Origin of the sequence: Bradyrhizobium sp. AC87j1, from assembly GCF_002936975.1 — a bacterium.
GTDB classification, from domain to species: Bacteria; Pseudomonadota; Alphaproteobacteria; order Rhizobiales; family Xanthobacteraceae; genus Bradyrhizobium; species Bradyrhizobium shewense.
Genome location: NZ_PTFE01000075.1, coordinates 1 through 13079 on the forward strand (window position 1 = coordinate 1; position 13079 = coordinate 13079).

Consider the following 13079-nt stretch of genomic DNA (forward strand, 5'->3'; position numbering starts at 1 on the left):
GTACCACTTGACCAGGCCAGCCAACCGATCCAGCGCCGCATTGGCGCCGGCGCCCTTCGGCATCAGCGCTTCCACAAAGCTCGGCTGTCCTGTCCGCTTCACCGCCATCGATACCTCCAAGGCTTTGCCCTAGGGAATCACAACTGGCGGATTACGCAACAGGCCCACAAGGGGAGAGGGTGCACCGTCACTGCGGCGCGTGCGTCACCCGCCAGATCGCGCCGTTGCCGTCCTCCGACACCAGCAGCGATCCATCCTTCGCCACGGCCACTCCCACCGGCCTGCCCCACACCTCCGTGTCGCTGACGACAAAGCCCGTGACGAAATCCTCGTACTCTCCCGTCGGCTTACCGTCCTTCATCCGGATGCGGATCACCTTGTAGCCGGTGCGCTTCGACCGGTTCCAGGAGCCGTGCTCGGCAGCGAAGGCGTCGCTCTGATACTCGGGCGGAAACTGCGTGCCCTGATAGAAGGCCATACCGAGCGAGGCCGAGTGCGGCTGCACCAGCACGTCGGGGATCGTCACCTTGTCCTTGATATCCGGCCGCGCACCGGCATGGCGTGGGTCTTCGTTGCCGCCGATATAGAACCAGGGCCAGCCGTAGAATGCGCCTTCCTTCACGCTGGTCACATAGTCGGGGACGAGATCGTCACCGAGGCCGTCGCGCTCGTTGGTCGAGCACCAGGGCAGACCGGTCTGCGGCTGGATCGCAAGCCCGACGCAATTGCGGATGCCGGTGGCGTAGATCTTCCGCTCCTTGCCATCGGGATTGAATGCCAGCACCGCCGCGCGTTCGGTCTCGCTGGCCCAGGCCGCGCCGAGCGGTTGCGTTTTCGCCCACGCCTCCATCCCGCCCGGCGGCATGCCGATGCCTTCCGCAACGTTGCTGAGCGAGCCGACGGAGACCAGCATACGCTTATTGTCGGGCGTGAAGACGATGTCGCGGGTGGAATGACCGCCGTCATGCGGCAGGCTTGCCACGATCGTCACCGCCTTGCCGCGCGCCTTGAGATCGCCCGCCTGATAGGGAAAGCGGACGACACTGTCCGTGTTGGCGACATAGACCCATTGCGGATTGTCACCGTTCGGGAAGAAGGCGATGCCGAACGGTTGTTTTAGTCCGCTGGCGAACACCTCATTGGTCGCGAGCTTGTTGCCCTCCCCGGCACGAAGCACACGGATGGTGCCTGCCCGAGTCTCCGCGACAAAGACGTCGCCGTTCGGCGCCACCCGCACGATGCGTGGCGCGCGCAGGCCTTCGGCGAACAGCTCGATCTTGAAGCCTGCCGGCACCTGAAGCGCAGCCTCGGCCGGGCGCGGCACCACGCGCGACCAGCTCGCAACCGACCGCGTCGCGCCGGGCCTGACCAGATCCTGCGGCCGGATCAGCCTGACCGTGCCCGGTTTGTCAGCCTTCCAATCGCCATAAGCGTCCTTGCCCTGCAACACCGGCTCGGCCTGCGCACCGGTAGCAATCAGTAGCCCCGCAGATATCGCGACGGACGAAATTCTGCTCTTCAAATTGTCCTCCCGGCCTGCGATCTCGAACATCGACACCACCGCGACAGGTCGAAGCTCTGCCGCATCCCACGTCAACCGATGCCCGCACGATGTGCATCAGCTGCGCCCATCGTACTGGAAAACACCGCGGATAGGTGCGACACATTGTAAGGGCGGGGTTGCGGTCATCAAAGCTGCGGCATCGCTGTCGCAATTGACGGGATGATCATGTGGGGATCCATCATATCGGAATGGGCGAGCCTGCTGCTGCGCTGGCTCCACGTGGTGGCGGCGATCGCCTGGATCGGCAGTTCCTTCTATTTCATCGCCCTCGACCTCAGCCTCAGGCCCAAGGGCAACCGAACGAGTGACCTGCCCGACGGCGTCCAGGGCGAAGCCTGGCAGGTCCATGGCGGCGGCTTCTACCGGATCATGAAATATCTGGTCGCTCCAAACCAAATGCCGGACGAGCTGACCTGGTTCAAATGGGAGGCCTACACCACCTGGCTGTCCGGCTTCGCGCTGATGGTGGTGGTGTATTATCTCGAGGCCGATCTGTTCCTGGTCGACAAGTCGGTCGCCGACCTCACGCCGTTTCAGGCCGGCCTGTTCAGCCTCGCGAGCCTGGCACTGGCGTGGCTGCTCTATGAAGCCGCCTGCCGTACCGGCCTTGCCCAGCGCGAGCTGCCCTTCGCCATCGGCGGCTATCTGTTCCTGGTCGCGCTGACCTATGCCTTCACCCATGTGCTGAGCGGCCGTGGCGCTTTCAACCAGATCGGCGCGATCATCGGCACCATCATGGTCGCCAACGTCTTCGCGCTGATCATCCCGAACCAGAAGAAGATCGTGGCCAGCCTGATCGCGGGACAGGTGCCGGATCCGAAGCTCGGCAAGGCCAGCAAGGAGCGCTCGGTCCACAACAACTATCTGACCCTGCCGGTGGTCGTGCTGATGATCAGCAACCACTATCCCCTGCTCTACGCCACGCGCTTCAACTGGATCATCGTCGCCATCATCCTGGCGCTGGGCCCCGTGATCCGCCACTTCTTCAACGAGCGCCACGCGGGGCGCAAATCGCCGTGGTGGGTGTGGAGCGTCGCGGCAATCGGCGTGATTGCGATCCTCTTCCTCTCCGCCGCAGGACCGCGCGAGGTCAAGTCCGGCGCACTGCCGACACAGCCGACCCTTGCCGCTGTCGAGGAGATCGTGACGTCCCGTTGCAGCATGTGCCACGCCGCCGAGCCGGTCTGGGCCGGCATCGTGACCGCACCGAAGGGCATCCTGCTCGATGCGCCCGAGCATATCCATCGCAACATCCGCCTGATCGGCCGCGTCGCGGCCTGGTCCAATGCGATGCCGCCGGGCAACATCACCGAAATGACCGGCGAGGAGCGCGCGATCCTCGCCGCCTATCTTGAGCAGGCCCGCTGATGCTGCCCGTGCGGCGACAGATCATTTCGCGGAATGAAATTCCGCATCTCCTACCGAATTGAAAATGACTTGACCGCCTATCCGGCGTAGACAGGACCAGCGGCCGCCGACGCGGCCCAAAGTCATTTGCATGCGCGGGGAAAGAACAGTGGCTCTCAAGAACGTCATCGGTATCGACCACGCTGTGGTCATGGTTCAGGACCTCGACAAGGCCGCCGAGAACTATCGGCAGCTCGGCTTCACCGTGTCGCCGCGCGGCACCCACAGCGCGCATATGGGCACCGGCAATTACACCATCATGTTCGACCCTGACTATATGGAGCTGCTGGGCGTGGTCGCGGCGACCGAGCACAACGCGCCGGCGCGAGCCTTCCTCGACAAGCGCGGCGAAGGCATCGAGCGCATCGCCTTCACCGCGGTCGATTCCGCTGAAGGCGCGGAGGAGATCCGCGCACGAGGCTTCACGCCGATCGGCCCGACCGATTTCGAGCGCCCGGTAACCTTGCCCAACGGCACGGTCTCGGCGGCAAAATTCCGCACCTTCATGTGGCCGACCGCTGAAGCGCCCGGCGGGGTGCGCATCTTCGCCTGCCAGCACAAGTCGCGTGAGACGGTTTGGATTCCTGAATTGATGAAACACGCCAATGCGGCGAAGCGGATCAGGCAGACGCTGATCGCAACGCCGGAACCGGCAAAGGACGCCGCGCATCTCGGCAGGCTGATCGACCGCGAACCGACCGCCGAGGCCGATGGCGCGGTCACGGTGCCCTCTGGCGGCGATCGGGCCGACTTCGTCTATCTCACGCTGGACCAGCTCGCCAAACGCTATCCGGGCGTGCCGCTCGCCGGCCTCTCCGAGCGCGGCGGCGCGGCGCTTGTGCTCGTCAGCGGCGATCTGGCGGCGACCGAAAAAGCGCTGGGTTCGGCAGCGGTGCGCAGCGGGGCTGCGATCTGTGTGCCGCCGGCCAAGGCCAACGGCACCCTGCTCGCCTTCATTGCCGGCTGATTTTAACTAGTTCTTTAACGAGCGTTTACCCGGCAGCCCTAGGATTCCCTGCAATCCTAGCCACCGGGGCCTAACGCATGTTCAAAGAGGGATCGCCGATCGCCTATGACGCGCCGGCCGAACTGAAGAAGTGGCCGTCGCTGAAGGGCGAGAGGCAGAAGGACAGGGGTCCGCCCTATCTCGTCTACAACGGCACGCTCGCCGACTGCGTCCGCGAGCTCATGGGCAAGCCGATCAAGGGCATCTCGCTCTACGACATCATGACGAAGCCGCAAACGGCCTTCGATCAGACCGTGCTGTCGCCGGGTGACGCCGCCGAGATGGCGATGCGCAAGGATTTCCCCAAGGACTAGCAAGGACTAGTTCGCGGCTCGCTTGCCGGCCGTCTTGCTCTTCTGCTTGGAGGAGGATTCCGTCGGCGCATCGAGGAAGACGACGGGCGTACCGCGCTTGGTGTTTTCGCCGAGCGTGCGGGCGTCCCAATTGGTCAGCCTGACGCAGCCGTGGGACGCCGACTTGCTGACCCTGTCGGGCTCCGCGGTCCCGTGAATGCCATAGCCCTGCGCCGACAGTCCGATCCAGTACGATCCCACCGGATTGTTCGGGCCCGGCTTGATGTCGAATGGCTCCCTGGATTTAACGCTCTTGAACTTGTACTCGGGATTGTAGTGGTAAGTCGGCCTCTCGTTGGTGCTCGTGACCTTGAGTGTGCCACTCGGCGTCGGACGATCCGGGCTACCGATTGAAGCCGGGTAGAACGCGAGCAGAGCACCACTCCCGTCGAACGCTTTGAGCGTTCCCAGTTTCTTGTCGACCTCGAGCCGTGCAATGCGCGGCAGCTCCTTTCGCGCGGAAACATTCGCAACGACGATCATCTCGCCGGCCTTGTCAAAGGACTTTCCCGGATTGAGCGCCTTGAGCAGATCCGCGCTCATGTGGAATTTCTCGGCGAGCCCCTCGAGCGCGCTGGTGTAGCTCAGCGCCTTCAGCGACCTCATCTGCTCGAGCCTGGCCGGCAGCTCCTTCAGGAAAGGTCCTTTTACATCAGCCTCCTCGATCTTGTAGTCGATGACAATGGATCCCTCGCTCGCTGCCGTCAGCTTGTCCCAGAGTTCGGGCGCAATTGCCTTCTCGGATGCGATACCGTTCTGCTCGGCAAATGCCTTCAGCGCCTTCTGCGCGTTCTCGCCGAACTTGCCGTCGATCTCGCCGGGCGAGAATTGCGCACGATCGAGCAGGACCTGAAGCTTCACCACCGATGCGTTGAGCTTGTCGGTGGCCGGCTGTTTTGCGGGCCGCGGGGCATCATTCACCGCTTTTGCATCGAGATTGGCTTTTGCATCGAGATTGCCCGCGAGCACCGGGCAGATGAGCCACAGCGACATCACCGCGCCAAGCATCCATCGCATCATGATCGCTCGTCCAATTCGCAAAATAGAGATCCGCGAAACCGCGGGAAGTTTCTGTTTGGGAACACCGTAGTAACACCGAAGGAACCGACGAGACCGCAGCTTTGCCGCAATCGGACGGTTAAAAACTCCTTATCGCCGGCGCACCGCTGGCCGTTCATCCCACAGTTCGAGGTTGTCTCCGCAAATGCGATTTGTCATCGCGGCTTGCGCCGCGTTCATGATTCTGATGTGCGACCTCGATCCGTCGGCGTCCCGGCAAACATCAACTTTCGACCGCGCCGTTATTCAGAACAATCGGGCCTCCCCACTTGTTCCGGTGGTCGAACTCTTCCTCGCAAGTGTGCAGGCCATCGAGCTCGCCAACGCGCGTGCCGCCCATGAGCAGGTGATCGAGCCGCCCCGCGCGGACGAGCCAGCCCTACAGGCGCCGGTTTCCCCGACCGAGCGATTTTGCCACGCGCTTCGCGAGGCCGCCGAGGCCAGCGGCATTCCCGTTCCATTCTTTGCCCGCCTGCTCTGGCAGGAGAGCCGCTTCAAGTCCAACGAGGTGAGCCAGGCCGGCGCCCAGGGCGTGGCGCAGTTCATGCCCGGGACGGCCGCCGAAGTCGGGCTCGACGATCCCTTCGATCCCATGCAGGCGCTGCCCGCATCGGCAAAATTCCTGCGCAAGCTTCGCGACGATTTCGGCAATCTCGGCCTCGCTGCGGCTGCGTACAATGCCGGTCCCGGCCGCGTTCAGAAGTGGCTCGCCAAGGAGAGCGAGCTGCCACGTGAGACGCGCGACTATGTCCGCATCATCACCGGCACCAAGGCTGAGGACTGGACCGAGCGGTCGGAGGCGCTCGCGATCAGGATCGACCTGCCGCGCGAGGCGCCGTGCGAGGGCATCGGCAGCCTCTCCAAGGCGAAGGATATCGCCTGGGTCCCGGTCAACCTGACACCCTCGGTCGCGACCATCATTCGCAAGGCCGAACAGCTTGCGGCGCGCCTGTCGACCAACCGCGCGCGCAAGCGGTTCGTATCCCTGCTCCACAAGAAAACCCCGGCCTACGGCAAGGCGAGGAGCATGATTGCAGTCCGCGCGGCGAAGGGCACCAAGGCTCGCGCCATCCGCATCGCAGCGCGCGAACGTTCGGCGATCTGACGCACAGATCGAGAAGCCGCCCGATGGGCGGCTTCCGACGGCTGCGGACTAGTCGATCTCCTCGATCACGCGTCGTTCGCGAGGCTCGATGACATAAGTCCGGGTATCGCGATGGATGTAGCGGTACTCCCGCAGGTCGGGCGCATCACGGTAGACTGTGCTCGGAAATTCCTCGACCTCGACGCTATCAGGGACGCGATCGCCGACATGGATCTCGGTGCGCGCGGTGCTACCGGTGGTCTGCCGTTCGCTCCGGCCTTCGGGACGAGCTTTCGCATGCTTCCGGATCGCATCGCGATCGCGGTCAGAGAACTTGCTGGCGCTACGCTCGCGGGTGGTCGTCGTTGCCGTGGACTGCCCCGAATACGGCAGCACCGTCACGATCTTGTAGGTCGCCGGATCGACCACGACGACCTCATTCTTCACCAGCGCGAAGCTGTAGCCACGATATTGCGGCACGATCTCGACCACGTCAGGCGGCAGTGTCGACAGATGCACATCGCGCGGCACCACCGTGCCGACATTCAGCGAGAAATTGACGCTGGTCAGCGGCCGAACGTTCAGGCGCGAGATCGAGGTGCTGATCCTGGTCTCCTGCTGGCGGTTCAGATTGACGTTGGTCTGCGCAGCCGCCTGAGAGTTGGTTCCGGACCGCTCGCCCTGCGCCTGATTGCCGGTTGGCGCCGTCGGCGCCTGCTGAGCTTGGTTGGTCCCGGATGTAGCGGGCGCCTGCTGGGCCTGATTGCTATTGGCCGGCGGCGGATTGGACCGATCCTGCGCCTGGTTCGTGTTTGCCGACGGCGGGTTGGCGCCCTGCTGGGTCGCGGGCTGGTTGCCGGTCGTGTTCGAGCTTGCCGTGCCGCTCTGCGGCCGAGAGGTGTCCGTGCTGTTCGCAGCATTGGACGTGCCCGATCCGGAATTGGCAGCCCCGGAGGACGGCGCGGTGCTCTGCGTCGTCTGCGCCGAAGTTCCTGTCGGCGGTGATTGCTGCGGCTGCGATGTGGTCTGCTGCGTGCCGGCCGCGCCGGATGGCGAGGTCGTCGCTGGCGCCGTGGAATTGGATTGGGATTGCGGCGTCTGCTCAGACTTCGTCGTGCTTGGCGATTGCGCGAAGGCGGCGTTCGCCAGCACCAGCCCCAATGCGGTGGTTGCCAACAGGCGGATCATGGTTCACTCCCTTTTATCAAAATAAGCGTTGGCTACTAACCTGCGCTAAAACGGCCGGTTCCACTTTTTCCCGAGACAAAGCGGACCGCTTTTGCACGGAACCTGTGATGCCATCGAAGAGTGCCGGGATCATCGCCTATCGCAAACGCCGGGCGATCGAGATCCTTCTCGTCCATCCCGGCGGGCCGTTCTGGCGCAACAAGGATCTCGGCGCGTGGTCGATCCCCAAGGGCGAATATGCGGACGAAGAAGATGCGGAGGCCGCCGCGCGACGGGAATTTGCCGAGGAGCTGGGATTCGATCTGTCCGGGCCGCTGATCGCGCTTGGCGAGGTCAAGCAGCGCGGCGGCAAGCTCGTCACCGCGTTCGCCGCCGAGCTCGACATCGATGTGCGCCGCATTCGCAGCAACACATTCGAGATGGAATGGCCGCCGCGCAGCGGCAAACGGCAAGTCTTCCCGGAGGTCGACGGTGCCGAATGGTTCACGCTCGAAGAGGCGCGGGAAAAGATCAACGCTGGACAACGCCCGCTGCTCGATCGGCTGGCGCAGATGGCCGGCGGCGAATAGCGATGGAAGCAGGTGCGCTCCCTACTCCGCTTTGATGTCCGCGGCTGCGACGACCTCGGCGAGCTCCTTCGTCTCCTTCGCGATCTTCGCGGCGTACTCGGCCGGGGTCAGCACGCTGACCACGCCCTGCGAGCCGAGCTTCTCCGCGACCGCCGGATCCTTGGCCGCCGCGGCGATCTCCCGGTGCAGCGTCTCCAGGATCGGCGCCGGCGTCGACTTCGGCATGAAGAAGCCGACCCAGAACGAGATGTCGAAGCCGGGGAAGCCTGCTTCCGCGACGGTCGGCACATCGGGCAGTGACGGCAGCCGCTCGACCGACGACACCGCGAGCGCGCGCAACTTTCCGGCCTTGACCAGCGGCACGGCGGAGAGCGGATCGAACACCGCCAGCACCTCCTGGGCGAGGATGCCGACCTCCGCGGCCGAACCGCCGCGATAGGGCACGTGGATCAGCTTGATGCCGGCCTTCTGGCTGAGCAGTTCCATGGCGAGATGGGCGAGGTTGCCGTTGCCGCCCGAGCCGTAGGCCAGCGCACCGGGTGCGGCCTTCGCTGCGGCGACAAGATCGGCGACGGTCTTGATATTAGCCGTCTTTGGATTCTCCGGATTGACCACGAGCACCAGCGGTGCCGACACGACGGTGGTCAGCGGCGCGAAGTCCTTTTCCGGATCGTAGCGGATATCCCTAAACAGCGTCTTGTTGAGCGTGATGGTGGACGAGTTGCAGGCGAGCATGGTGTAGCCGTCGCCTTCCGCATGCGCGACACCTTCGGCTGCGATCATGCCGTTGGCGCCGGCACGGTTCTCCACCACGAAGGGCTGCCCGAGCTTGTTGCCCAGGCGATCGCCGATGATGCGCGCGACGACGTCGACCGGACCGCCGGCGCTGAAGCCGACCATGACCTTGACCGGCCGCACCGGATATTTCTGCGCCATGGCCTGCGTCGAAAGCGCAGAGGCGCACAATCCGGCGATGACGACCAGCAGGCGGGCGGTTCGTTGCATTGGTTCTCTCCCAGACATCAGCAGCGCCGCTTGTGCAGGCTTGTTGGTGCGACGCATCTGAAGATCATGAATAGCGGCCATCCCGGATTTCGCAATCGCGTTTGGGCGCCGGCATTCCGCCGCACGGCACGTGCGCGCCGCCGCCAAACAAAAAAATGCGAAAACAACCCCATGCACAGTAGACGGCCCTTGTCGAAACAACGACTTACGTCAGGCCGAGACCTTCGGATGTTACGAAATCGATTTTGACTCGTCGGGCAAAACAGGGCCATAATGCCATCATCGCGATCCGCGTGAGCAATCGGCCTCCACAGTCATGTGGGCCTCGCTTCGATCGCGCACAAGCCCACCATCGACATTTGAAAACGCAATCGCCGCACGGCAACCGAGAGGGTCGGCTTCGCACCAGAGGGGCCTGCTCGCCCGTGCCGTGGGCTCAAAGGAGACATCGACGTGACAACAGCCATGACACGCAGCAGCACGACGCCAATCGTCAGGTACGGCAGCAGGCCCACCCCGCGGGTCAAGCTCACCGGACAACGGATCGCAATTCAGCATCCGGACGCGGAGACCGGCGAGCACTTGATGGGCGAGGCGCTCGGTGCCGCCGATCAAGACGCTCTGCATGGCATCCTCAAGCAATTGATGAAAGCCAGCGTGATCCTGCAGAAGCCCGATGAGGATAATCTCGCCTTCATGATCTCGATGGTGAAAAGCATCGCGCCGCGGGATTCCCTCGAGACCATGTTGACGGCGCAGATGGTGTCCGTCCACGTCGCGACCATGCGCTTTGCCTGCCGCCTCGCCTTCGCCGAAGGCATCCCGCAGCAGGAAGGCGTCGCACGCACATTGACCCGGCTGGCCCGCACCTTCGCAGCCCAGATGGAGGCTCTCAACCGCCATCGCGGCAACGGCGAGCGTCCCATCACGGTGCAGAATCTATCGGTGCAGGACGGCGGCAGCGCGATCGTAGGGAATGTCACGCAACAGGCGCATCTGATCGCTGCCGAGCCGGGCACCGCGATCGACGCGGGACCGGGCCCGTCCCGCAACGTCGGCGAACGCGATCGGGCCGACGTCATGCAAGTCGCCACCGCATGAGTGCCGGTCACGTCCGCAACACGCGCGATGGCGGCGAGCCCGCGCTGCGGCGCCGGCACCCGCGGCGGCCTCGCCTGCCGCGCGCCGGCCGTGCGCGGCAAGCCCCGCTGCCGTATGCACGGAGGCGCGCCCGGATCGGGCGCGCCTTGGGGAAACCGCAACGCGCACAAGCATGGCGTCTTCACACAGGAGCGGATCGCGGAACGAAGGGCGATCCGGCAACTGCTCGATGAGGCAGGAAAACTGCGGAGGGAGATGGCGTCAGACGATCCGAGGGATCAAACCGCTTAGCAGGCGCGATCTCCGGCTGAAGCAGGCCGTCGCGCCTTGAATGCCGGCATCCCGAGCCCCGCAGCAAGATCAACCGCAATCGGACTGTGTCGCGAAGGACCTGCAAAGGCTGCCCGGCTGCGCAACCGGCGACTGGCCACATCACCGGGTGCCAGCCGAAAAGCTAGCGCGGCGCGTTTGTCGGATCGACTGCGGAAATCTGCAGCCCTGCCTCATCCAGCGCCTGGGCAATCTGCTTCGCCAGCAGCTTGGCCTCTTCGGTCCCGATCTGCGTGTCGGGATGTCCCTTGAAGAACGCGCAAATGGTCGTGGCGATGATGGTATTCACCTGGTGCAAATCATCCATTTGATGCACGCGAAGTTGCGAACGGATTCACCCGGAAGAGGTGGCGCATCGCGAACGCACAAGAAGAACGGTCAACGCAAGCCAAAGAACGACAGAATGGCTGCGATCACGACGACTAATCCTATGAGGTAAATCAGGCCGTTCATCGGAGTTCTCCTTTTCGATCGGGTAACTGAATCTATCCGGGGGACGTGAGTCCATCCTTGAGTCCATCCTTGGCGCTGCTCTGCTCCACGAGCTCGAGCTTTTCGAGCTGAACTTCCTTCTCGATGGCCGTCAGAGAGTTGCCGATCTTTTCGACGATCCTGACCAGATCGGCATCGGAGATCTTGAGGCGCTTTCGAACGGACTTGACCTGCTTTGCGTTCGCAAGATCAAGCGTCGTGCGAATGACCCGTGGCGGCCTTGAGCACAGCATGAGCAGGTCTCCTATCTAGACTAAGAGCGATAATGTCCGTTTTGTTCCGATTCTTCCCGAACAGCGCGGGCACCGAATGATGGAATAAGCGAAACGGCGACGAGAGCGTCACGATCGACGGCAGGATGTGTGTCGGGGCGGAGAACTTCGACCGCGTCGGAAGCCCATGCGCACAAGCAGAAGTTGATCTAGGCGGCTCCGCCCCTCGATCCGTTGGCATTTGCGGGCCGATGCGTCGCAGCGCCGGTCGTCTCAACCTCGCGGCGCGCTCGCCGCGCCTCGAACGGTTTCGAAGTTGGCGGGCTGCAGCGCGGCTCGTCTCTCCGCGATGGCGTTGCTCAACAGGCCGAGCACCAGACCGAATGCTGCGAGCTCCTCCTCCTCGATAGCGCCGTCGTCGTAGCATTCGAGCGTTTCAGCTATGATGGCGTCGGCCTCGCGCTGCAGAGCCACAAGCTCTTGGTTCAATCCCGCAGTTCGCGCACTGGACACCATGGCCAGGATTCTCTTGCGGTGGTCGTTGGTTTCCTCTCTTTCGTCGCGATTCAAATAGCGACGCAACCAGGCGGCGGCCGAGCCGATCCCGGAGAGAAGCAGCAACCCGAACCAGAAGAAATCGCCGTATCGGTCGAGGAAGGTACGTTCGTTGCCGTCGATGACAGCCGCCGCTCCCCGATGCACCGGCAGCTCCGTGTCCTTGTCGACATCAGGCTTGGTAATGTGCGCAGCACCCGGGACCTGCCTTGCAATCGCCTGGCGAACGGCAAAGAGCTGACGGAAAAAGGCGGCCACCGTCGTTTCAGGCAGGGACTTTCTCGCGACGATGAGATGGCTGACGCTGACCGTTTCAACCTTGTCACCCGGCCAGGCCGGATCCGCCTTGAAGACGCTGGGCGGAATTTCCTCCGATTCATACCGCGGATGCTTCAGGGCGATCGCTTCCGATGTCTCGATGGCGAGAAACTTCGGCTCGCCGCGCAGGCGCGCAGTTGCAGCGACGGCATCGGACGTGACTTTGCTGTCGAGCGGCCCGACCGCCATGAATGCATCGATGGTAAGATCGCGTGCCAGCTCCTCGGTCTGGTCCGTGCCGAAATGTGTCACGACGACCTTGTCCGCCTCCACTCCGGAGGCGCTCAGGATGACGCGTAGCAATGCGGCGTTTACCGGGGTCCGGCCGATCACGCCGACGCGGCGCCCTGCGAGATCGGCGACCTCCTTGATTCTCGGCGAGGGCTTTCTTTTCGAGCTCTTGCCGGCAGGTCCAGACGGAGCCCACAGCACGACGAAGTTCTTGCGCACGACGGCGACGGTCTGTGCCTCGGCGGGCATGTCCAAATCGCCGCGGCCGACGGCAAGGTCGGCCTTGCCCGCCCCAAGCAGGGCCAGAGACTCCACCGCCCCGTCGGTTTTGACGGGAACCAGCCTGACAGTTCGGCTTTCGCTCGCGAAGGTGTCGGCCATCGCCTGAATGACTTTGTAGTCATCGCTGCCGGACGGTCCAACGGCGATCCGGAGAGTGTCCGGCCGCAACGCATAATAAAGCGCGCCGGCCGCGGCGGCAAAAATGAGAAATCCAACGGCGAGGACCAGCAGTAAGGAATTGCTCCTTCTCCGCTCGCGGCGGGCCGCTTCACTGGTCGTTTTACTCGTACTCTCGGACGAAGACATGGCCGCCGCCAACCGCA

At 63.7% G+C, this 13079-nt stretch carries 14 protein-coding genes; 7 read left to right on the forward strand and 7 right to left on the reverse strand.

Translation table 11 applies throughout. The features are described 5' to 3' along the window. Nucleotides 1–187: 187 nt before the first annotated feature. Nucleotides 188–1552, reverse strand: coding sequence for a PQQ-dependent sugar dehydrogenase (locus tag CV770_RS29740; protein ID WP_245453892.1), 1365 nt, complete (start codon nucleotides 1550–1552; stop codon nucleotides 188–190). 177 nt (nucleotides 1553–1729) lie between these two features. Between CV770_RS29740 and CV770_RS29745 the strand changes: the two genes are divergently transcribed. The 3 genes from CV770_RS29745 (at nucleotide 1730) to CV770_RS29755 (ending at nucleotide 4291) form a co-directional block, all read left to right on the forward strand. After that, nucleotides 1730–2932: a urate hydroxylase PuuD gene (locus CV770_RS29745; protein ID WP_104464931.1), complete on the forward strand. Its 1203-nt coding sequence runs from the start codon at nucleotides 1730–1732 to the stop codon at nucleotides 2930–2932. Between the two features lie 148 nt (nucleotides 2933–3080). Further along, nucleotides 3081–3938, forward strand: coding sequence for a VOC family protein (locus CV770_RS29750; RefSeq protein ID WP_104464906.1), 858 nt, complete (start codon nucleotides 3081–3083; stop codon nucleotides 3936–3938). A 77-nt stretch (nucleotides 3939–4015) separates the two neighbouring features. Further along, a complete protein-coding gene (locus tag CV770_RS29755; RefSeq protein ID WP_091964609.1) occupies nucleotides 4016–4291 on the forward strand; it encodes a hypothetical protein in 276 nt (91 codons plus the stop codon). A gap of 6 nt (nucleotides 4292–4297) precedes the next feature. Here the strand turns inward: CV770_RS29755 and CV770_RS29760 are convergent, their stop codons facing one another. Next, entirely contained in the window at nucleotides 4298–5350 is a 1053-nt protein-coding gene (locus CV770_RS29760; protein WP_104464907.1) for a L,D-transpeptidase family protein, read from the reverse strand. 184 nt (nucleotides 5351–5534) lie between these two features. Here CV770_RS29760 and CV770_RS29765 point away from each other — a divergent pair, with 184 nt between their 5' ends. Continuing rightward, entirely contained in the window at nucleotides 5535–6494 is a 960-nt protein-coding gene (locus CV770_RS29765) for a lytic transglycosylase domain-containing protein (RefSeq protein ID WP_104464908.1), read from the forward strand. A 48-nt stretch (nucleotides 6495–6542) separates the two neighbouring features. On the opposite strand, the gene CV770_RS29770 is transcribed toward CV770_RS29765, so the two are convergent. Next, on the reverse strand, nucleotides 6543–7661 hold the full coding sequence (locus tag CV770_RS29770; RefSeq protein ID WP_104464909.1) for a DUF1236 domain-containing protein: 1119 nt from the start codon (nucleotides 7659–7661) through the stop codon (nucleotides 6543–6545). Between the two features lie 107 nt (nucleotides 7662–7768). On the opposite strand from CV770_RS29770, the gene CV770_RS29775 reads away from it, so the two are divergent. Continuing rightward, nucleotides 7769–8230, forward strand: a complete 462-nt coding sequence (locus CV770_RS29775; RefSeq protein WP_104464910.1) for an NUDIX hydrolase — start codon at nucleotides 7769–7771, stop codon at nucleotides 8228–8230. A 21-nt stretch (nucleotides 8231–8251) separates the two neighbouring features. Here the strand turns inward: CV770_RS29775 and CV770_RS29780 are convergent, their stop codons facing one another. After that, nucleotides 8252–9235, reverse strand: coding sequence for a Bug family tripartite tricarboxylate transporter substrate binding protein (locus CV770_RS29780; RefSeq protein WP_104464932.1), 984 nt, complete (start codon nucleotides 9233–9235; stop codon nucleotides 8252–8254). 453 nt (nucleotides 9236–9688) lie between these two features. Here CV770_RS29780 and CV770_RS29785 point away from each other — a divergent pair, with 453 nt between their 5' ends. Together CV770_RS29785 and CV770_RS43930 are read left to right on the forward strand one after the other, a co-directional pair. Continuing rightward, a complete protein-coding gene (locus tag CV770_RS29785; RefSeq protein ID WP_502693621.1) occupies nucleotides 9689–10336 on the forward strand; it encodes a hypothetical protein in 648 nt (215 codons plus the stop codon). A gap of 27 nt (nucleotides 10337–10363) precedes the next feature. Then, nucleotides 10364–10627 carry an HGGxSTG domain-containing protein gene (locus CV770_RS43930; RefSeq protein ID WP_283811404.1) on the forward strand — a complete coding sequence of 88 codons (264 nt, stop codon included), beginning with the start codon at nucleotides 10364–10366 and terminating at the stop codon, nucleotides 10625–10627. A 163-nt stretch (nucleotides 10628–10790) separates the two neighbouring features. On the opposite strand, the gene CV770_RS29795 is transcribed toward CV770_RS43930, so the two are convergent. From CV770_RS29795 to CV770_RS29805, 3 genes are all read right to left on the reverse strand, one after another. Next, nucleotides 10791–10973 (reverse strand): hypothetical protein, encoded by a 183-nt coding sequence (locus CV770_RS29795; RefSeq protein ID WP_091964622.1) that lies wholly within the window; start codon nucleotides 10971–10973, stop codon nucleotides 10791–10793. Between the two features lie 178 nt (nucleotides 10974–11151). Next, complete coding sequence (locus tag CV770_RS29800; RefSeq protein ID WP_104464912.1) at nucleotides 11152–11391, reverse strand: DUF3606 domain-containing protein; 240 nt, start codon at nucleotides 11389–11391, stop codon at nucleotides 11152–11154. Between the two features lie 252 nt (nucleotides 11392–11643). After that, on the reverse strand, nucleotides 11644–13062 hold the full coding sequence (locus CV770_RS29805; protein ID WP_104464913.1) for a TAXI family TRAP transporter solute-binding subunit: 1419 nt from the start codon (nucleotides 13060–13062) through the stop codon (nucleotides 11644–11646). Between the last annotated feature and the right edge of the window lie 17 nt (nucleotides 13063–13079).